The sequence below is a fragment of the Streptomonospora nanhaiensis genome, from assembly GCF_013410565.1.
In the GTDB taxonomy this organism is placed as follows: Bacteria; Actinomycetota; Actinomycetes; order Streptosporangiales; family Streptosporangiaceae; genus Streptomonospora; species Streptomonospora nanhaiensis.
The window spans coordinates 6,064,546-6,084,341 of sequence record NZ_JACCFO010000001.1; the positions used below are offsets into that span (position 1 = coordinate 6,064,546).

General features: G+C 76.4%; 18 protein-coding genes. 10 read left to right on the forward strand and 8 right to left on the reverse strand.

Translation table 11 applies throughout. From position 1 onward, the window contains the following. The first annotated feature begins 167 nt into the window (after positions 1 to 167). Positions 168 to 839 carry a pyridoxine/pyridoxamine 5'-phosphate oxidase gene (locus HNR12_RS26675; protein ID WP_179770128.1) on the forward strand — a complete coding sequence of 224 codons (672 nt, stop codon included), beginning with the start codon at positions 168 to 170 and terminating at the stop codon, positions 837 to 839. Between the two features lie 30 nt (positions 840 to 869). Here HNR12_RS26675 and HNR12_RS28030 read toward each other — a convergent pair whose 3' ends face one another. Next, positions 870 to 2,486: a serine/threonine-protein kinase gene (locus HNR12_RS28030; RefSeq protein ID WP_218902059.1), complete on the reverse strand. Its 1,617-nt coding sequence runs from the start codon at positions 2,484 to 2,486 to the stop codon at positions 870 to 872. A 178-nt stretch (positions 2,487 to 2,664) separates the two neighbouring features. On the opposite strand from HNR12_RS28030, the gene HNR12_RS26685 reads away from it, so the two are divergent. From HNR12_RS26685 to HNR12_RS26695, 3 genes are all read left to right on the forward strand, one after another. After that, positions 2,665 to 3,399 (forward strand): GbsR/MarR family transcriptional regulator, encoded by a 735-nt coding sequence (locus tag HNR12_RS26685; protein WP_179770129.1) that lies wholly within the window; start codon positions 2,665 to 2,667, stop codon positions 3,397 to 3,399. Positions 3,400 to 4,423: 1,024 nt separating this feature from the next. Beyond that, positions 4,424 to 5,482: a hypothetical protein gene (locus HNR12_RS26690; protein ID WP_179770130.1), complete on the forward strand. Its 1,059-nt coding sequence runs from the start codon at positions 4,424 to 4,426 to the stop codon at positions 5,480 to 5,482. Between the two features lie 34 nt (positions 5,483 to 5,516). Next, on the forward strand, positions 5,517 to 6,497 hold the full coding sequence (locus HNR12_RS26695) for an alpha/beta fold hydrolase (protein WP_179770131.1): 981 nt from the start codon (positions 5,517 to 5,519) through the stop codon (positions 6,495 to 6,497). Positions 6,498 to 6,709: 212 nt separating this feature from the next. Here HNR12_RS26695 and aztA read toward each other — a convergent pair whose 3' ends face one another. Continuing rightward, positions 6,710 to 7,381, reverse strand: coding sequence for a zinc ABC transporter ATP-binding protein AztA (aztA, locus tag HNR12_RS26700; protein ID WP_179770132.1), 672 nt, complete (start codon positions 7,379 to 7,381; stop codon positions 6,710 to 6,712). Positions 7,382 to 7,431: 50 nt separating this feature from the next. Between aztA and aztB the strand changes: the two genes are divergently transcribed. From aztB to aztD, 4 genes are all read left to right on the forward strand, one after another. After that, the gene (aztB, locus tag HNR12_RS26705) at positions 7,432 to 8,277 is read left to right on the forward strand and encodes a zinc ABC transporter permease AztB (RefSeq protein WP_179770133.1); all 846 of its coding nucleotides are present in this window, start codon (positions 7,432 to 7,434) and stop codon (positions 8,275 to 8,277) included. Between the two features lie 85 nt (positions 8,278 to 8,362). Next, on the forward strand, positions 8,363 to 9,556 hold the full coding sequence (locus tag HNR12_RS26710) for a hypothetical protein (protein ID WP_179770134.1): 1,194 nt from the start codon (positions 8,363 to 8,365) through the stop codon (positions 9,554 to 9,556). After that, complete coding sequence (gene aztC, locus HNR12_RS26715) at positions 9,550 to 10,503, forward strand: zinc ABC transporter substrate-binding protein AztC (protein ID WP_179770135.1); 954 nt, start codon at positions 9,550 to 9,552, stop codon at positions 10,501 to 10,503. Before HNR12_RS26710 ends, aztC begins: the two co-directional genes overlap by 7 nt. Positions 10,504 to 10,594: 91 nt before the next feature. Then, entirely contained in the window at positions 10,595 to 11,833 is a 1,239-nt protein-coding gene (gene aztD, locus HNR12_RS26720) for a zinc metallochaperone AztD (RefSeq protein WP_246425178.1), read from the forward strand. Positions 11,834 to 11,889: 56 nt separating this feature from the next. On the opposite strand, the gene HNR12_RS26725 is transcribed toward aztD, so the two are convergent. The 3 genes from HNR12_RS26725 to HNR12_RS26735 all read right to left on the reverse strand — a co-directional run bounded on the left by HNR12_RS26725 (position 11,890) and on the right by HNR12_RS26735 (position 14,552). Further along, complete coding sequence (locus HNR12_RS26725; RefSeq protein WP_179770136.1) at positions 11,890 to 12,225, reverse strand: hypothetical protein; 336 nt, start codon at positions 12,223 to 12,225, stop codon at positions 11,890 to 11,892. Then, positions 12,222 to 13,883, reverse strand: a complete 1,662-nt coding sequence (locus tag HNR12_RS26730; protein WP_179770137.1) for a serine/threonine protein kinase — start codon at positions 13,881 to 13,883, stop codon at positions 12,222 to 12,224. Before HNR12_RS26730 ends, HNR12_RS26725 begins: the two co-directional genes overlap by 4 nt. 189 nt (positions 13,884 to 14,072) lie before the next feature. Further along, on the reverse strand, positions 14,073 to 14,552 hold the full coding sequence (locus HNR12_RS26735; protein ID WP_179770138.1) for a YciE/YciF ferroxidase family protein: 480 nt from the start codon (positions 14,550 to 14,552) through the stop codon (positions 14,073 to 14,075). A 382-nt stretch (positions 14,553 to 14,934) separates the two neighbouring features. Here HNR12_RS26735 and HNR12_RS26740 point away from each other — a divergent pair, with 382 nt between their 5' ends. Continuing rightward, complete coding sequence (locus HNR12_RS26740; RefSeq protein ID WP_179770139.1) at positions 14,935 to 15,087, forward strand: hypothetical protein; 153 nt, start codon at positions 14,935 to 14,937, stop codon at positions 15,085 to 15,087. Positions 15,088 to 15,137: 50 nt separating this feature from the next. On the opposite strand, the gene HNR12_RS26745 is transcribed toward HNR12_RS26740, so the two are convergent. Continuing rightward, positions 15,138 to 16,565 (reverse strand): MFS transporter, encoded by a 1,428-nt coding sequence (locus tag HNR12_RS26745; RefSeq protein WP_179770140.1) that lies wholly within the window; start codon positions 16,563 to 16,565, stop codon positions 15,138 to 15,140. Then, on the reverse strand, positions 16,562 to 17,554 hold the full coding sequence (locus HNR12_RS26750) for an NAD(P)/FAD-dependent oxidoreductase (RefSeq protein WP_179770141.1): 993 nt from the start codon (positions 17,552 to 17,554) through the stop codon (positions 16,562 to 16,564). The genes HNR12_RS26745 and HNR12_RS26750 overlap by 4 nt, the downstream gene beginning before the upstream one ends. Positions 17,555 to 17,617: 63 nt before the next feature. On the opposite strand from HNR12_RS26750, the gene HNR12_RS26755 reads away from it, so the two are divergent. Beyond that, positions 17,618 to 18,097, forward strand: a complete 480-nt coding sequence (locus tag HNR12_RS26755) for a MerR family transcriptional regulator (RefSeq protein WP_179770142.1) — start codon at positions 17,618 to 17,620, stop codon at positions 18,095 to 18,097. A gap of 34 nt (positions 18,098 to 18,131) precedes the next feature. Here HNR12_RS26755 and HNR12_RS26760 read toward each other — a convergent pair whose 3' ends face one another. Next, on the reverse strand, positions 18,132 to 19,772 hold the full coding sequence (locus HNR12_RS26760; RefSeq protein WP_179770143.1) for an SLC13 family permease: 1,641 nt from the start codon (positions 19,770 to 19,772) through the stop codon (positions 18,132 to 18,134). Positions 19,773 to 19,796: the final 24 nt, after the last annotated feature.

A 19,796-nucleotide genomic window follows, 5' to 3' on the forward strand; every position in this document is an offset into this window, starting at 1 on the left:
GCCGCGCCGAGGACGGAACCCCGGAGCGGCCTGGGGTGCCGCACGGCCGCCGTTCCGATGGGCCACCGGCGCGGGTGCCCGGCGGACGCCCGCAAACCCGGTGGCGCGCGTTCCGGCGGCGGGACTATCGTGCGCGGAAGGCGGTGTCGAGGCGGGGATGAGGTGCCATGGCGGACGTCGGCGACGACCTGCGGGAACTGCTGCGGGGACTGGAGGTGCTCGGCGGGCCGCTACCGGCGTTCGACCCCGGCGAGGCCCCTGACGACCCGACCGACCTGTTCGCCGCGTGGCTGGTCGACGCGGTCGAGGCCGGGGTCGCCGAGCCGCACGCCATGACGCTCTCGACCGTCACCCCGGAGGGGCGGCCCGAGGCGCGCGTCCTCATCCTCAAGTCCGTCGACCGGGCCGGGTGGCGGTTCGCCGTCAGCACCGCCGGCGCCAAGGGGCGGGACCTCGCGCACAGCCCGTACGTGGCGCTGACCTTCCACTGGCGCGAACTCGGCCGGCAGGTCCGGGTGTCCGGCCGCGCGGAGGCCGAGGAGCCCGAGCGCGCCGCCGCCGACTTCCTGGCCCGGTCGGCCAGCGCCCGCGAACTGGTGCTGCTGGGGCGGCAGAGCGAGGTCCTGGCCGACCCGGCCGACATCGACCGGGAACTCGGCCCGGTCCGCGACCGCCTGGCGGCCGAGCCCGGGCTGGTGCCGAAGGAGTGGACGTCCTACCTGGTCATCGCCGACAAGGTGGAGTTCTGGCAGGGTGCGGCCAGCCGGCGGCACACGCGGCTGCGCTACAGCCGCGCCACCGGGACCGGCCCGTGGCGCCGCGACCGGCTCTGGCCGTGAGCACGGAGGCGGCCCCCGGCCGCGCGCGGCTCACTCGATGACCTCCACGCACACCGTGTAGCCGCCGAGTTCCAGCGCGTGGTCCACGCTCGCGTCCCAGCCGGTCACGCCGGTGCACACGTGGGGCGCCTCGTAGTCGATCAGCCCCGCCTCCAGCTCCGGCGGCGCCGACGCCAGGCCGAGGACGGTGTAGTCGGCCGCCGCCGCCCAGCACGGCACCTCCACGTCGCCCTCCGGGGGGACGTGTCCCACGCAGTCGCCGGCCTCTAGGGTGTCGGTGCCGTCGTTCAACGCCTGGCTGACCCAGACGGAGAAGCCCTCGTGGAACACATACAGCGCGACCGCGATGCCGGCGGCGATCGCCAGCCACCACCCGTACTCGGAGTTACTCTCGTCCTCCTTCTTGGCGGCCGTGCTCGCCGGGGGCTTGGGGGCGGTCTTGGGGGGCGGGCGCCGCGTGCTGCGGACGGGGGGCGGCCTGTGCGCGGAGGCCGAGGCCGAAAACCTCTTGGCGCCGGAGGACCCGGACTTCTTCTTCCCGGAGGGGGTGGACCTCCCCGACGACTTCGGCCGGTCCTTCTTCGGCTCCCTCCTCGCTTCCTGCCGCTGCGCCTGCTCGCGCTCCCGGGCCCGGTCCTTGGCCGCGAGCCGCCGCCGGGCGGCCTCGGCATGGCGCCGGGCGGTCAGCAGGTGCAGGTCGGCGAGGAACCGCGACTCCAGGGCCGCGCGCAGCTCCGCCTCGGTGTCGCGGCCGGGCGGGAGCACGTCGGTCACCAGGATCGTCTCGCGCAGGGTGACCATGGTGGTGACCTGGGGCGGCAGCACCAGCGTCGGGTGGTCGGCGCCGCCCCCGGTCAGCCGCTCCAGCACCTCGGCCACGCCGGGGCGGTCCTCGGGTGCCTTGGCCAGGCAGGCCGCGAGCAGGGGCGCGAGCCGGTGCGGCACGCCGCTCAGGTCGGGCTCGGCGTGCACGACGCGGAAGGCGACCGCCTCGATCCGCCCGGTCCCGAAGGGGCTGTTGCCCGTCGCGGCGTAGGTCAGCACGCAGGCCAGCGAGAACACGTCGCTGGGCGGCCCGACGGGAGCGCCCACGGCCTGCTCCGGCGACATGAACGCGGCCGTGCCCAGCACGGTGCGGGTCTGGGTGTAGCTGGTGGCGTCCATGGCCCGCGCGATGCCGAAGTCGATGAGGCGCGGGCCGTCGGAGGCGAGGATGACGTTGCCGGGCTTGAGGTCGCGGTGCACCAGGCGGCAGGCGTGGACGGCGGCCAGCCCCTCGGCGAGCCCGGCGCCCAGCGCGGCCACCGTGTCGAGCGGCAGCGGCCCGTGGGTCTCGACGGCCTCGTAGAGGGAGGGGCCGGGGATGTAGGCGGTGGCCAGCCACGGCGGGTCGGCTTCGGTGTCGGAGTCCAGGACCTGCGCGGTGTAGAACCCGCCGACGCGGCCGGCGGCCTCCACCTCGGTCGCGAAGCGGCGCCGGAAGCCGATGTCGTCGGCCAGTTCGGGGCGCACCACCTTCACCGCCACGGCGCGCCCGCCGGGGGAGCGGCCGAGGTACACCTGCCCCATGCCGCCGCCGCCCAGCCGCGAGTGCAGGCGGTAGGGCCCGATCCGGCGCGGATCCTCGGCCCGCAGTGCACGACTCATGGCGCCTCCCGCAGGCACCATAACGGGCCGAACCCGCTGCCACATAGGCGTTGCCGCATTCGGTCACAGGCTGAGCCGCAATCGTGACGAGAGGGGTCGTGCCTGCTCCGCCGTCCCGATAATGGGAGCCGCGCCAACGGTGCGGTCCGATCGACGTGACGCAGGAGGAGGGGGAGCGATGCCCGGACGCCGGCTGACCGAGGACGAGCGCCGCGTCATCGCCGCCGGGCTGGCGGGCGGGCTCGGCTACGCCGAGATCGCCCGGCGGCTGGGGAGGTCCACCTCGACGGTGACCCGCGAGGTCGCGCGCAACGGCGGAGCCCGGGGGTACGGGGCCGAGCGCGCCCAGCGGGCGGCGCGGCTGCGCGGCCGCCGGACCGGTTCCGGCGGCGCCGCCCCGGCGGCCAGGGCGCGGGCCGACGCCTACGGCCGGAACCCGGCGGCCGTCGAGCGCTTCCAGGACTACCTCGCCGAACTGCTGCTGCGGGGCGGGATTCCGCGCACGGCGGCGCGGGCGGTGGCCTGCCTGCACACCACCGACGCCGGCAGCCTGAGCGCCGCCGAACTGGTCCGGCGGCTGGGGGTGAGCGCGGCGTCGGTCTCCAAGGCCGTGGCCTACCTCGAACGCCAGGGCCTGATCCGGCGCGAGCGTGCCCCGGGCCGGCGGTCCGAACGCTACGTGATCGACGACGAGGCGTGGTTCCACGCCTCGATCGCCAGCGCCCAGCGCAACGCCGTCCTGGCCGAGGCCGCCCGCCAGGGCGCCGCCGCCCTGGGCCCCACGACCCCGGCCGGCGCCCGCCTGGCCAACACCGGGCGCTACCTGCACCACGTCAGCCACGAACTGCTGAGCAGGGCGGAGTACTACCACCGCCTCTTCCGCACCGGCCGGACAACGGAGCGGGAGAGCTGAGGCGGTAATCGGTTCGGGGATTGGTGGTGGAGGCGGCGACGGGGCAGCGAGGGAGGAGTGGGCGGGGGTGTGCGGTGGTCGGTTCGGGGTTGGGGATTGCGCCTGCGACGGGGCGCCGAGGCGGTGCGGGGCGAAGGTAAGCGTTTTCCGGGCCGCTGGGTTGGTGGTGGAGGCGGCGACGGGGCAGCGAGGGAGGCAGAGGTTCGGGGCGCGCGCTCGCCGGGGCCGCCCGGCGTTGGCCGATGCCGATGTCCCTGCGGGACGAGCGAGGCCCGCTGCCGCGCGAAACGGGCAAAGAGGGCGCGCGGCCCCTCACTTCTCAGATGGTGAGACGAAATCGCCTTCTTTCACGACGATCTATGCTCCACGGTCACCGCTGCGGACGTGGAGCGAAGATCGCCGCCCGGAGAATCGGGCATTGCGGGCACATGCGACCCCCGCTCGCCTGTGGTGTCTCAATATGTGGTCGTCACCCCCTTTTCGAGGGCGGTTTGGGGTGGGCGGGCGCGTTTCAGCGAGGCGCAAGAGGGGCGTTCTACGACCAATTGCGGTGCCGGACGCCGACGATATGCGGATTCCGGCCCCTCGCCCTCGCAGGCATGCCTCATCGTGCGAGTCGGGCGGGGAAGTGGCGCGCGAATCCCTTGCCGGGGCTTAAGGGACAGGGGTTCCGGGTGCTCAGGGCGGATGCGGGTCGTCGGTTATCGGTGGTCGATGCTGGGCGATGGCGGTCCGGGGATGGGGCTTTGCCTCTGCACGTTGGCGGCGAGAGGAAGCCCGAAGACGGCTGAGCTCTAGTGCCCCTCCCGCTGAATGGAGTACAAGTAGTCGAAAACGCCACTCCTGCGATGCAACACCCCAGGTGAAAAAGGGTGCTCCCCGCGCACGCGGGGATGGGTAAGCGCTTCATGGCCGTGGATCACGCCGGGTGTGGCCGCCGGCGCGCAAAGCGGGCTGACTCTTCCGCCCCCGGTCGGCTGAACGTGGACCCGGGCGGCTCCCGGCGCGGCCCTTCCTCCTGCCCGTGCGCGCCCGCCTGGACCCCGACGACCCCCGCGCGGCGATGCACACCGGGCGCCCCCTCGGCCGCCTCATGCTCGACCGCGACCCCGACCTGGACCTGTGCCACATGCACGACCCCAACCAGGACCGGGCGATGGTCTGCCGCTTCATGTACTTCCGCGTCAAGCGCCTGCGCCTGGGCGCCGTGCTGACCCGGTTCCTGCGCGAGCGCCTGGCCCCCGGCGGCACCGTCTTCATCCTCGACTGCCCGCTGCGCTGGCCCGCCACGGTCCTGGGCGAGCGGCATCGTTTCCAGTTCGGCGCCCTCGGCGGCATCCCGCCGCAGGGCTACACCGAGGGCGGCGAGCGCGTCGCCCGCTTCCTCGCCGAACAGGGCGCCGCCGCCCGTACCTGGGACGCCCCCGAGGCCGACGCCGAGTGCCCCGAGGCCGAATGGGGCTACGACGACACGCTCACCGCCGACCTGCGCGCCGTGGCCGCCGAGCGCGGCCTGCGCCTGCGCCGCATCACCGTCCCCGAGCCCGAGCAGCTGAGCCCGCTGGTGGCCGAGCTGTACCGCTGGTGGTACCGGCGCCTGGGCCTGCCCGACGACCGCCTGATCGTGGAGACCTACAACCAGTGGGAGCCCTACTGGGCGCTGCGCACCGGCTCGGTGCCGTTCTGGCTGCACTTCCCGACCGAGCCCTCGCGCGACCGCCTCGCCGACTACCTGCGCGAGGCGCCCGCGCCCCCCTACCGGGACATCCACGTCAACCTGTTCTCCAACGGGCTGCGGTCGATGGGCCAGCTCCCGGCGGAGGAGTGGGGCGCGCTGGCCCGCCGCCACGCCTCCCGAACCGGCGGGCTGCTCGGCGTGGACGCGCGCGCCTACCCCACCGACCTCGGCGGCCTGCTGCGCTACCGCTCCGCGTTCGCCTCGCTGGGCGCCCGGCAGGACCTTCCGGCACCGCTCACGTTGGCCGAACTGGCGGAGTTCCTGGCCGAGGCGCGGGGGAGCGCGGCGCACCGGCCGGTCCGCATCGCCGACGAGGGCACCGGCGCGGACGCCCCCGCGCCGTGACCCCTCGCCCGCCCCGACGCGACGGGAGGACCCGATGACCAGCGCCACCGGCGGCGGGGCCGCGGACGGCAGCGGTGATGCCGAAGGCCCCCAGACCTCCGCGAGCCCCGAGATTCCCGCACGTCCCGAGAGCCCGGAGACCCCCGAACGCGCCGACCACACCGACCGCACCGGCCGCGCCCACCAGACCGACCACGCCCGCCACGCCGCGCGCGCCGACCGGGCCGGGCGCCGCGAGCCCCCGGCCTTCCCGCACCGCCGCCTCGTCGGCTACCACGACGGCCTGTTCGGGCGCGTGTGCTCCCACACCGTGGGCACCCCCCGCCCCGGCGTGCCCGAGGCGGTGCTCGTGCAGGGCCTGGGGGTGTCGCAGTACCTGCTGCCCGCCCTCGCCGCCCTCGGCGCCTGGACCCGCGCCCATCTCATCGAACTGCCCGGCTTCGGCGGCAGCGGCGACCCGCCCCGCGAACTCGGTGTCGCCGAGCACGGCCGGTGCGTGGCCGAGTGGATCTTCGCCCGCCACGACGCCCCCGTGGTGCTGATGGGCCACTCCAGCGGCACCCAGGTGGCCGCACACGCCGCGCGCGGCCACCCCCTGGTGGCCGGCGCGGTGCTGGCGAGCCCGACCATCGACCCCGCCGCGCGGCGCTGGGGGCCGCTGGTGGCGCGCTGGCTGCTGGACGGCCGCCTGGAGGCCCCGGGCCTGAACGCCACCCAGCGCCCGGAGTGGGTGCGGGCGGGCCCGCGCCGCCTGCTGCACACGGTGTCAACGCACCTGGCCGACCACCTGGAGGAGTCCGTGGCGCGCCTGGAGGTCCCGGTCCTCGTGCTCTACGGCCGCCGCGACCGGATCGCCACCGAGCGCTGGGCCCGCAGCCTCGCCGCGACCGCCTCCGAGGGCGCGTTCGCCCGCCTGCCCGGCGCCCACGCGTTTCCGTGGTCCCACCCCGAGGCGTGGTCGGCGCCGGTGCGCGCGTTCGCGCTGCGGGCGGGTGGCGCGGCGGCGGGGGAGTGACCCGGGGGCGCCCGGCCGCTGCCCGGCCCCCTCACGCGCCCCGGACGCCGCCCCGCGTCCGCGCCGGCGCCCCGCGCGGGCCCGGCCCTTTGGCTCCCGACCCCGGACCCCCGTCCGGGCCCACCGAACCCCCGCTCCGAACCCCGCTTCGAACCCCGCTCCGAACCCCGCTTCGAACCCCGCTCCGAACCCCGCCCGCGCCCCGCCGCCCCTCAGCCCAAGGCGGGCGCGGACTCCGCCTCGGGGACGAGGCGGCCCTGGCGCAGGCGCAGGACGTGGTCGGCGCCGCGCGCCACGGCGGGGTCGTGGGTGGCGTGGACGACGGTGACCCCTTCGTCGCGCAGGGCGGCCACCGTGTCCAGGACCGCCTGCTGGGCGGCGGTGTCGAGCCCGGTGGAGGGCTCGTCCAGCAGCAGGAGGTCGGATTGCTGGGCCAGCCCTTGGGCCAGCAGCGCGCGCTGGCGCTGCCCGCCCGACAGCGAGCCCAGGCGGCGGCGGGCGAGGTCGGCGATGCCCAGCCGCGCCATGCACTCCGCCACGATCGCGCGGTCCTCGGCGGTGAGGCGCCGCCACGGCCCCCGGTGCGCCCACCGGCCCATGGCGACGGTGTCGGCCACGGTCACCGGCAGGGTGTCGGGCACGGCGCTGTGCTGCACGACCAGGGCCGGGCGCCCGGTGTGGAAGCGCGCCACGGTGCCGGACGAGGGCGCGTGCACCCCGGCCAGCACGCCCAGCAGCGTGGACTTGCCCGAGCCGTTGGGCCCCACCACGGCGGTGACCCGGCCCGCGGGGATCGCGGCGCGCACGTCGTGCAGCACGGCGGTGGAGCCGTGGGCCGCGTGGACCCCGCGCAGGTCGACGGCGGTCGGTGTGTGCTGTTCCACTGCACCCCCAGATTGACAACGATAATCGTTTTCATCGTACAGTCGTGCGTATGGAATGGTTGACCGACCCGTTCGAGGCGTCCTTCGTCGCGCGGGCACTGTGGGGCGGACTCCTCGTCGCGGGCACCTGCGCCCTGGCCGGCACCTGGGTGGTGCTGCGCGGCATGGCGTTCCTCGGCGACGCGATGTCCCACGGCATGCTGCCCGGCGTGGCCCTGGCCTCCCTGCTGGGCGGCAACCTGTTCGTGGGCGCGGCGCTGAGCGCGGTGGCCATGGCGCTGGGGGTCAGCGCGGTGACCCGGTGGTCCCGGCTCTCCACTGACACCGCCATCGGCCTGCTTTTCGTGGGCATGCTGGCGCTGGGCGTGATCATCGTGTCCCGCTCCCAGTCCTTCGCCGTCGACCTCACCGGGTTCCTGTTCGGCGACGTCCTGGCCGTGCGGCCCGCCGACCTCGCCGTCCTGGCGGCGGCCGCGGCGGCCGCCGCCGCGATGTCCCTGCTGGGCCACCGGGCGTTCGTCGCCCTGGCGTTCGACCCCCGCAAGGCCCAGACCCTGGGCCTGGCACCCCGCCTGGCGCACACCGCCATGGTCGGGCTGGTCACGCTGGCGATCGTCGCGTCCTTCCACGTCGTGGGCACCCTGCTGGTCTTCGGCCTGCTCATCGCGCCGCCCGCCGCCATGGCCCTGTGGGCGCGGCGCGTCCCGGCGATCATGCTCGGCGCCGCCCTGCTGGGCGCGGCCGCCACCGCCGCCGGCCTGGTCCTCTCCTGGCACCTGGACACCGCGGCCGGGGCCACCATCGCCGCCGTCGCCGTCGGCCTGTTCTTCCTCTCCGCCCTGGCCGCCCGCGTGCGCGACCACCGGCCCGCCCGCGCGGCGGCCGCCGCCCCCTGACAGGTCCGGCCGCGCCCCACTCCCCACCCCCCGACGCCCCCCGCACCCCATCCCCGCACCGCGACAAGGAGCACGAGTCCCCACCATGAAGCTGGGCAGCACAACCAGAGCGGTCCTCGCCTGCGCCGCCGGAGGGCTGCTGGCCACCGGCTGCGGCGGCGCCACCGGCGGCGGCGCGGCGCCCGAGGAGACCGCCACCCCCCACGGCTACGTCGAGGGGGCCGAGGAGACCGCCGAGGCGCAGTGGCGCCTGGTCATGGCCGACACCGGCACCGGCGCCCTGCACATGCTCGACCCCGCCACCGAGGAGGTGACCGAGGTCGGCTCGGCGCCCGGCGCCGAGGAGGCCGCCGCCGACGGCCGGTTCGCCTACTTCGGCACCGGCAGCGGCGCCGTCGTGCTCGACAGCGGCACCTGGACCGTGGACCACGGCGACCACGTGCACTACTACCGCGCCGACCCCGCGGTGGTCGGCGAGGTCGAGGCCGAGGGCCCGATCCAGGCGGCCGCCGACACCACGACCGCCGCGCTGACCTCGCGGGCGGGCGTGCGGCTGCTGGACCGCGCCGCCCTGGAGGAGGGCGGGACCGGCGAGCCCGCCGCCCGCGAGGGTGCCGCCGCACTGCCCTACGGAGGGCACGTGGTGGCGGTGGGCGCCGACGGCGCCGTCACGGTGCTCGACCGCGACGGCGAACCCGCCGGCACCGCCGGCACCGCCGTCGACGCGCGCTGCCCCGACCCCGCCGGCCAGGCGCTGACCCGGCGCGGCGCGGTCCTGGGCTGCGCCGACGGCGCCCTGGTCCTCACCGAGGACGACGGCGCCTGGACCGCCGACACCGTCCCCTACCCCGACGGCGCCCCCGCCGGCCCGGTCACCGCCTTCCACCACCGCCCCGGCGCCGCCGTCCTGGCGGGCGCGGCCGGGGGCGGCGACGGCGGCGTCTGGGTGCTCGACGTCGGCGAACGCGCCTGGACCCACCTCGACACCGGCCCCGCCGCCGCCGTCAGCGCGGCCGGGGAGGAGCTGCCGGTGCTGGTCCTGGGCGAGGACGGCACCCTGCGCGCCTACGACCCGGCCACCGGCGAACAGACCGCCGCCGCCGAGCTGATGGACGAGGCGCCCGAGGGCGCCGCCGTCCTCATCGACACCAACCGCGCCTACGTCAACGAACCCGCCGCCGACGCCGTCCACGAGATCGACTACAACGACGACCTGCGCCTGGCCCGCACCTTCGACCTCGGCTTCAGCCCCGACCTCATGGTGGAGACGGGATGGTGACCCCCCGGCCGGACCGCCGGCCCGCCGCCCCCCGCCGCGCGGCGGCCGGGGCCGCGCTGCTCGCCCTGGCCGCCGCCACCGCCCTCTCCGGCTGCGGCGCGATCGCCGCAGAGCGCTCCGGGATCGTGGTCACCACCAACATCCTGGGCGACCTCACCCGCAACGTCGTCGGCGACGAGGCCGAGGTGACCGTGCTGATGCGGCCCAACGCCGACCCCCACTCGTTCGCCGTCTCCGCCCGCCAGGCCGCCGAACTGGAGGACGCCGCCCTTATCGTCTACAACGGCCTGGGCCTGGAGGAGGGCGTGCTGCGCAACGTCGAGGCCGCCGAGGCGGCCGGCACCCCCTCCCTGGCGGTGGGGGAGGGCGTGGACCCCATCTCCTACACCGAGGGCGAGACCGCCGGAGCGCCCGACCCGCACTTCTGGACCGACCCGGTGCGCGCCGGCGAGGCGGTCGACCTCATCGCCGACGCCGTGGTCGAGCAGGTCGGGGGCGTGGACCCCGACCGGGTCCGCGCCAACGCCCGCGCCTACCGCGAGCGGGTCGAGGAGGCGCACGCCCACGCCCAGGAGCGGTTCGGCGCCATCCCCGACGACCGGCGCCGCCTCGTCACCAACCACCACGTGTTCGGCTACCTGGCCCAGCGCTACGACTTCGAGGTGGTCGGCGCGGTCATCCCCAGCGGCACCACCCTGGCCTCGCCCAGCGGCTCCGACCTGGACTCCCTGGCCACCGCCGTGGAGGAGTCCGGGGTGCCCGCCGTGTTCGCCGACTCCTCCCAGCCCGACCGCCTGGCCCGGGTCATGGCCGAGGAGGCCGGGCTGGAGATCGAGGTCGTGCCGCTGTTCTCCGAGTCGCTGACCGGGCCCGACGGCGGCGCGGCCACCTACCTGGAGATGACCCGCCACAACACCGACGCCATCGCCGAGGGCCTGACCGGCTGAGCCGGCGTCCCCGGCGCCACCCCACCCCCCGCGCTCCGGGGCGGCCCGACCGGGTCCCCCACCCCGCAACACCGAGAAACGGACGTGCACCATGCCCCACCTGCCCCACCCGCCCCGCCTCTCCGGCGGTCCCCTCCGTCCCCGCCCCGCCGCCCGGCGGGGCGGCCGGGCGGCGCTGTCGGCCCTGGCCGTGCTGGGCCTGGCCGCCACCGCGGCCTGCGGCTCCGGCGGCGCCGGCACCGGCGCCGCGCCCGAGGAGTCCGCGCGGCCCGGCGCCGAGGTCGCCGACGCACTCGTCGCCACCTACGACGGCGGCCTCTACGTCCTCGACGGCACGACCCTGGAGGTGGTCGAGGACATCCCGCTGGAGGGCTTCAACCGGGTCAACCCCGCGGGCGACGACCGCCACGTGCTCGTGTCGACCTCCTCGGGGTTCCGCGTCCTGGACGCCGCCGGCGCGCGGCTGACCGACGACGAGTTCCCCGCCCCCGAGCCCGGCCACGTCGTCCACCACGCCGGGCGGACCGCGCTGTTCTCCGACGGCACGGGCGAGGTCACCGTCTTCGACCCCGCCGACCTGGGAGAGGGCCTGCCCGAGGCCGACACGCACACCACCGAGCACCCCCACCACGGTGTCGCGCTGGTGCTGGAGAACGGCGAGATGGTCGTGACCCTCGGCGACGAGGAGGAGCGCCCCGGCATCCAGGTCCTCGACGCCGAAGGCGTGGAGACCGCCCGCAGCGAGGAGTGCCCCGGCGTGCACGGCGAGGCCACCGCGCGCGGCGAGGCCGTGGTGATCGGCTGCGAGGACGGCGTGCTGGTCTACTCCGGCGGCGACATCACCAAGGTCGACAGCCCCGACGACTACGGCCGCATCGGCAACCAGGCCGGGCACGAGGACTCGCCCTACGTCCTGGGCGACTACAAGACCGACCCCGACGCCGAGCTGGAGCGGCCCGAGCGCGTCTCGGTCATCGACACCGAGAGCGGCGAGCTGGAGCTGGTCGACCTGGGCACCAGCTACAGCTTCCGCTCGCTGGGGCGCGGCCCCGAGGGAGAGGGGCTGGTGCTGGGCACCGACGGCGCGCTGCACGTGATCGACATGGCCGCCGGCGAGGTCACCGCCTCCCACCCCGTGGTGGGCGAGTGGAGCGAGCCCCTGGAGTGGCAGGACCCCCGCCCCACGCTGTACGTGCGCGGGGGCACCGCCTATGTGACCGAGCCCGGCGAGAAGAAGGTCTACGCCGTGGACATCGCCACCGGTGAGGTCACGACGGAGGCGGAGCTGCCGGAGGCGTCCAACGAGCTGACCGGCCTGCCCGCCGCCTGAGCGGCGGTCCCGCAACAGCGGCCGTGACCACTGCCGGGCACGCGGGCGCCCCCCTCTCAGGGCGCCTGCGTGCCCGCCGGGTCCGCGCCGGGCAGCGGTTCGGGCGCGCGCAGCCGGCCGCTGACGAACACGCCCACGATCATCGCCACGCCCGGCAGCCCGACCCCGGCCGCCGCCCACTCCTGGCCGAGCAGGCCCAGGGTGATCGCCGTGCCGAGGATGGCGAACAGCGACACCAGGCCGAAGACCTGGCCGCGCCCGGCGATCCGCGCGCGCAATTCCAGTTCGCGGTCGGCGCGGTCCTGCTCCCGGATGTCCATCGCGACCTGGTGGTCGAACCGGAGGCGCTCCAGCTCCACCAGCCCGCCCGGGCCGTCCGTCTTCTCGGTCACTCCGAACTCTCCGACTCCGTGGAACCGCTGGGGGGTGTGCCGCCGGCGCCGCCCCGGCGCCGGCGGCGGAGGGGGCGCATGCGTGTCAGGACGGCCGTCGGCACCGCGAGCCCGGCCGCCGCCACCGCGCCCAGGACCGCGAGGACCAGGGGGGACGCCTGCTCGGAGGAGACGGTGCCCACCACCACGGCCAGGACCAGGGCGCCGGCCCCGGCGAGCAGGGCGGGGAGAAGACCGGTCCGCCGCCCCGCGCCCGCGTCCGTGTGCGCGGGCTCGGCGCTGGGCACGCCGGGCACGTCCGGGCCGACCGCCCAGGGCGGGGGCTCGGTCTCGCCGCCGGCGCGGGGGTCGGCCGTGTCGGACGGCCCTCGGCCCCCGTCGGCCGCGCCGTCGAGGTCGCGATCCAGGAGATAGAAGACCTCCTCGTCGCCCACAGGGTCGGCGGCGTCGGCGTACCCGGGGGACGGCGCGCCCGAGCGCGGCTCCGGGCGCCCCACCAGGCGGGGCGGCGGTGCGTGGCGGCGCGGCGGCGGGGCCAGGCGGGTGTCCAGGGCCGTCGCGCCGGACATGTCCCACGCGCTGAACGCGCCCCGGGCGGCGAGCCGCCGCCGCGCCGCTCGCGCGACCCGCGCGGGGCCGTCGCCGGCGGGCGGCGGGGGAGGGGGCGCGGGGCCGCGCCGCACGGGCGGGGCGGCCGGGACCACGGGCGGCCCCGGCAGCGGCACCAGGGTGGCGGGCCGGGCCTTGAGCCGGGCGTCCCGGGTCGCGCTGTCGGCGACGGAGCCCTGTGCCGGGTGCGCGTCGGCCACCTCACGGGCGACGGGATCGGGTAGCCAGCCTTCCCCGGGGAAGGGCGCCTCGACCGCTTCAAGCGCCTCGGCCAGTTCCGCCGCCGCAGGCCGCCGGTCGGGGTCCTTGTCCAGGGCCGCGCCGAGCGGGCCCACCAGCGCGGCGGGCACGCCCGCCAGGTCGGGGGCCGCGTAGATGACCCGGTAGGCCGCGGCCGTCTCCGGCTCGGCCGCGAACGGGGAGCGCCCCGTGGCGGCGTAGACCAGGACACAGGCCAGGGAGAACACGTCGGCGGCCGACCCGGCGGGCAGGCTCATCAGCGTCTCGGGGGGGAGGAAGTCCGGCGCGCCCAGTACCGCGCCGGTCATGGTCGCCCCGGCGGCCGCCGCGCGGACGACCGCGGGGGACACCAGGACCGGCCCGTCGGCGGCCACGGTGACATCGGCGGGCAGCATCCGGCCGCGCAGCAGCCCTGCCGCGTGCTCGGCCGCCAGGCCCTCGGCCGCCCCGGCCCCGAGCACGGCCACCGTCGCGGCCGGCAGGGGGCCGTGCCGGCCGACCACCGCGTCCAGGGGCAGCCCGGCCACGAAGGCGGTGGCGACCCACGGGGGGTCGGCCATGGTGTCGGCGTCGAGCACGGCGGCGATGCGGGCGCCGGGGATCCGGCGCGCCGCGGCCACCTCCCGGGCCAGGCGGTGCCGCAGGTCGGGATCCTGCGCGATGGCCCCGTCCAGGAGTGTGACGGCGACGCGTCCTCGCCCACGCCCGGCGGCCAGGTACGTCCGCCCGTACGGGCCCTCGCTCAGCCGCTCCAGCACGGTGTAGGGCCCCACCCGCAGGGGACCCTCGGGCCCCGGCGGCTCCGCCATGGCATCCCTCCGCTCCGGTGCGCGCTCCCTGCACCGCATCATCGCAAACCCGCGCCCGCGTTGACACCCGGAACCGGACCGAGACCCCGGAGGCGCCCGCCGCCCCTCCCGAACGCGTCCGGCCCCGCACCGGGGCGGTGCGGGGCCGGACGCGTGTGCGGGGGTGAGGCGGGTGAAGGCCGGACCGCCTCAGCCCTTGGCGAGGGCGGCGCGCACCGTCATCGGCAGGCGCTCCTCCAGGAACCGCGCCATGTCCTCCTCCTGGCGCAGGATCGGGGTGAGGCGCGCGGCGATCGCGTCCTCGCCCAGGCTGTGCGCGGCCTCGATCAGCGCGCGGTAGCAGGCGATCTCGAAGTGCTCGGCCGCGTAGTCGGCCAGCGCGTTCTTGACCAGGGTGTCCTTGAGCGGCTTGTTGAACACGGCCTGGCCGGTGCCGAACAGGTTGCCGACCACCGACTTGGCGCCCGAGACGCTGCCGCCCAGCGACTCCACGCACTCCCGCATGGTCTGCGCCTGCTCGCGGGTCTCGTCGATGTGGCGCAGGATGCGGGCGTGCACGTCGGGGTCGCCCTCGGCGTCCTTGGCGTGGGACTCCAGGGTCTCCTCCAGCGCCTTCTCCATGGCGTAGGCGTCGTTCAGCCAGACGACAAGATGCTCGCGGCTGTCCATGCCGGTTACCCCCTCTGGTCGTTGCTCCGGCGTCGAATCCCGCACGGCCTTTGCCCGTGCGTGACGCTTCCTTGCGTGGGAGTTGCCCTAACCGGCGCCACCGGCCGCAAACACGCGCCCCGCCCAAGCCGCCGGTGGCGGACGGCCCCTTCGGGCGCGCGACCGGTGCTTCGGCGGGTGCGCCCGAAGGCCGCGCCTGCCGAGACCGGGAGCCCCCGCCCGAAGGAGGACCCGCCGATGCGGGCCGTTCTCACCGCCCTGCCGTCCGCCGCGGCGCTGTCGGCCGCCGCCGCCGTGCCGGCGGACGCGCACGCCCAGGAGCGCGCCCTCGTCGTCTTCGCGCACGGCTAGGGCGGCAGCGCCGCCAACCACCCCGGACGCCGTGAGCCACACGACCTTCCGCTCGCCGTGCGACCTCATCGTCCGCCCCAGCGCCAACGTCGCCCTCACCGGCGCCGACAACCGCTACGCGGGCTGCGCGGGCCACACCGCCTTCCTCTCCGACCCCGGGGTGTCGGCGCAGGTTCTGGCCTGACCCCGGTCGGCGGGTGCGGAGCGCCCCCCGCGCGGGGCGCTCCGCACACCTCAGCCCGCCTCCGGCCGCGCGCCCCCGCGCGCGGGCGCCCCGCGCAGCAGGAGCAGCAGGGCGGCCAGCGCGGCGGCGGCCGGCGCGCCCCACAGCAGCACGTCGGGCACGGCCGCCGCCGTCGCCTCCGGGCCGGCGGCACCCGCCAGTTCCCGGGTGAGCAGGCCGCTGAAGGCCGCCACACCCAGCGCGAGCCCCAGGCCGCGCACCACCACGGCCGCCGAGCTGACGGCGGCCAGGTCGGCCGGTGCGGCGGCGTTCTGCGCGGCCACCACCAGGTTCTGCATCAGCAGCCCGAACCCCGCGCCCAGCAGCGCGATCTCCGCGGCGAACACGGCGTAGGGCGTGCCGGGACCCAGCGCCCCCAGCAGGACGAAGCCCGCCGCCGCGACGACCGCCCCGGCCACCAGGACGGGGGTGAAGCGGCCGGTGGCGCCGACGCGCGACCCCGCCACCGTCGAGACCGCCATGAACACCAGCACGTAGGGGTTGAGGGCGAGCCCCGCCTGGGTGGCCCCCATGCCGTAGGCGGCCTGGAGGAAGGCGGGCAGGAAGAACACCGACCCGCCCAGCAGCACCCCCAGCAGCCCGCACGCCGGCAGCAGCACCCGCAGCGCGGGCACGGCGAACAGGCGCGGCGGCAGCAGCGGGTCGGGCGCACGGCGCTCCCGCCACACGAACAGCGCCGCCAGCACCGCCGCCGCCACCGCGAGGGCGGGTGCCGTGCCCGAGGTCCACGCCCAAGCGGTGCCGCCCCACTCGGCCACCAGCAGCACCGCCGTGGTCGCGCCCGCCAGCAGGGCGGCGCCGGCCAGGTCGGTGCGTCCGCCGCCGCCGGGCGGCCGGGGCAGGCGCAGCGCCCACGCCGTGAGCGCGAGGGCGAGCAGGCCCAGCGGCAGGTTGACGTGGAAGATCCACCGCCAGCCCCAGGCGTCGGTGATGGCGCCGCCCGCCAGCGGCCCGCCCACGCTGGCCAGCGCGAACACCGCGCCGGTCAGCCCTTGTACCCGGCCGCGCAGCCGCTGGGGGTACAGCTCCGAGAGCGCGACGGTGGGCAGTACGAACAGCGCTCCGGCGCCGAGGCCCTGCACGGTGCGGGCCGCCACGAGCTGGGGCAGGGTCTGGGCCAGCCCGCACAGCGCCGAGCCCGCGAGGAAGACCGTGATGGCGGCGGTGAACACGGCGCGGCGGCCGAACCGGTCGCTGAGCCGGGCGTAGAGGGGCCCGGTGGCGGTGGAGGCCAGCAGGTAGGAGGTCACCACCCAGCCGATCCCGGCCATGCCGCCCAGGTCGGCGGCGATGGCGGGCAGGGCGATGGCCACCACCGTCTGGTCCAGCACCGACAGCAGCATGCCGATGAGCAGGCCGGCCGTCGCCGGGCCGGTGCGGGCGCGGACGGGCGCCCCGGCGGTCGCGGGCGCGGTCACGACGGGCTCCCCGTGCGGGGGAAGGGGTGGGGCAGGCCGAAGTCGGCGCTGAGCAGGTCCTGGTCGATCGCGGCGCCGGCCACCGACCCGGACCCCGCCGCGACGGCGACCGCCGCCGCCGGCACGGGCAGGGTGGCGCGCCGCGCCATGTCGCCCGCCGCGTAGACCCCGGGGACGCTGGTCCGGTGGAACTCGTCCACCTCCACGCAGCCGTCGGCGAAGACCGCGCAGCCCAGCCGGGCCGCCAGGCCGCTGCGCTGCCGGGGCGCGTTGACCACGAACACCGCGTCGGCGGCCAGGGGCGCCCCGCCCTCGAACGCCACCTGCTCCAGTTGCCCGCCGGTGCCCTCCAGGCGGACCACGGGTTCGCAGCGCACGGCCGCGCCCGCCGCCGCCAGCGCGGCGCGCGCGTCCGCGTCCAGGGGTTCGCCGCCGGTGCACAGCACGACCTCGGCCGCGAAGCGGCTCAGCTGGAGGGCCAGCCGCACGCGGGGCGGCGCCGCGCCGAGGACCGCCACGCGGCGGCCGGCGCACTCGTGGCCGTGGCAGTAGGGGCAGTGGAACGCGGAGCGCCCCCACAGCGCCTCCACCCCGCGCGGGCCGGGCAGGTCGTCGGCCAGGCCGGTGGCCAGCAGCACCCGCCGCGCATCCGCCCTATCGCCGCCGGCCAGGACGACGGAGCAGCGGGGCTCGGCGGCGCCGTCCGCGCCCGCCGCGTCGACCGTGCCGTCCGCGCCCGCCCGCGCGAGGTCGGCCACCGCCCCCGAGCGCACCTCCACGCCGGGGTAGGCGGCGAGTTCGCGCCGCCCGATCGCGCGCAGCTCGCCCGGCGGCGTGCCGTCGCGGGTGAGGAAGTTGTGCACGTGCGCGGCTGGGGCGTTGCGCCCCTCGCCGCTGTCGATCAGGAGCACGGTCCGGTGGACCCGCCCCAGGGCCAGGGCCGCGGCCATACCGGCCGGGCCGCCGCCGACGATGACGGCGTCATACATCGCTGCCTCCACATTCGCGGGGTTTCGCTTGACGTGGCGGCAATACTGCAAGTTAATGTCAACATGAAGTCAACTGAGACGCTGCGCATCGGCGAACTGGCCGAGCGCTTCGGCCTGGCCCCGCACGTCCTGCGGCACTGGGAGGCCATGGGCCTGCTGGAGCCCGCCGCCCGTGTCAGCGGCCGGCGCCGCTACACCGCCGACCACGCGGTGCGGGTCCTGACCATCCTGCGCGGCAAGGCGGCGGGCATGAGCCTGGAGCAGATCCGCGACGTCGTCACCGTGTCGGGGCGGGCCGAGCGGCGGGCGCTGCTGGCCCGCCACCACGCCGACCTCGACCGCCGCCTCCAGGAGTTGGCGGCGGCCAAGGCGCTGATCGAGCATCTGATGGAGTGCACCGCCGAGGACTTCACCCAGTGCCCGGCCTACCGCCGCCTCGCCGCCGACGCGGCCGGGCTCAGCGGCCTGAGCGGCGCCGACTGCGTGGTCGAGGAGTCCCGCGCGCACGGCGGCGCGGCCCCCGAGGCGACCGCGCCGCGCTGACTCCGGGCACCGGGCGCCGGCGGGGGCGGGCGGCTCAGCCGCCCAGGCCCACCAGCGCCGCCATCAGCGGCAGCAGCAGGATGATCAGCACCGCGCCCACGACGTCGAACACGATCCCGGTGCGGATCATCCGGGGCAGGGCCACGCAGCCCGACCCGTAGACGATGGCGTTCTGCGGTGTGGAGACCGGCAGCATGAACCCGAAGGACGCCGCGAACGTGGCCGCCAGGGCCGGCACGAACGGGTCCACCCCGGCCGCGGCCGCCAGCGGGATGACGATCGGCACCACCACGGTGGCCGAGGACGTGTTGCTCGTCGTCTCCGACACCAGGATCGCCAGGAGCACCCCGAACGCGGTGATGGCGAAGACGCTGCCGATCCCCAGCCCGCTGGCCGCCCCCTCGCCGATGGTCTCGGCCAGGCCGGTGGAGGACAGCAGCGCGCCGAAGATGATGCCGGTGCCGAACAGCAGCACGGTGCCCCAGTCGATGCGGGCGGCGTCGCTCCAGTCCAGGGTCATGCGCCGCTGACCCCAGTCCACCGGCAGCACGAACAGCAGCGAGGCGCCGATGACCGCGACGATCCCCTCGTCCAGCCGCTCGTCCAGCAGCGTGTAGAGCGGCGCCTCGGTGCCCAGCACCAGGCCGGCCACGGCCGGGGCCAGCCACAGCACCACGGTGATGCCGAAGGCGATGACGGTGTTGCGCTCGGCGCGGCTCATCGGGCCCTGCTCGGCGCGCTGCTGGTGGATGTACTCGTTGACCCCCTCGATCCGGCGCACCTCGGGCCGGTTGAGCAGCAGCACCACCACGGCCAGGACCAGGAACATCGCCAGCACGATCGGCAGCGCCGCCGCCATCCACTGGAGCATGGAGATGCGCTCGCCGGTGGCCTCCTCGATGAGGGCGCGGCCGATCAGGTTGGGCGGGGAGCCGATGGGGGTGAGCAGGCCGCCCACGCTCGCGCCGTAGGCCAGCATCAGCATCAGCGCGGCGCCCACCCGCAGCCGGGTGGGGTCGAAGTCGGGGCGCACCTGGCCGCGCTCCTGCATCATTCCGGCGATGACCGTCAGGATGCCCAGTGCCGTGGGCATCAGCATCGCGACCGTGGCGGTGTTGGAGATGAAGCTGGAGACCAGGCAGGTGATCACGCCGAAGGCCAGCACGATCCGCAGGGTCGAGGACCCCACCCCGGGCAGGGCCAGGATGAAGAACGCCATGCGCCGGGCCACGCCGTGCTTGAGCATGGCCTGGGCGATGATGAACACCCCGATGAAGGTGAACACCGTGGTGGAGCCGAACGGCGCCAGCACCTCGTCGGGCGGGGCGATGCCCAGCAGTACCACCGCCGCCACCCCGATCAGGCCGCCGATGGGGATGGGCACGCTCTCGCAGATCCACAGCGCGATCACGCCCAGCAGCACGGCCGCCAGCGCCTGCTGGGTGGGGTCCATGTCCAGCGGCAGGAAGTAGAACACGAGCGCGGCCGCCGGCGCCAGGAACCAGCCCAGGGTGCGCCGGCCCGACTCGAAGCGCTCCTCGGCGGGGGAGAGGCGCTGCTCGGCCAGTTCCCGCTGCGACCGCCCGGCCAGCAGCGCCTGCTCCACGTCGGTCCGCGTGCCCGGACCGGGCGGCGGTGCGGGGGATCCGGGTTCGGGGGTGGACTCCGATGCCATGGGGGGTCTCCTTTGGTCGGTTCG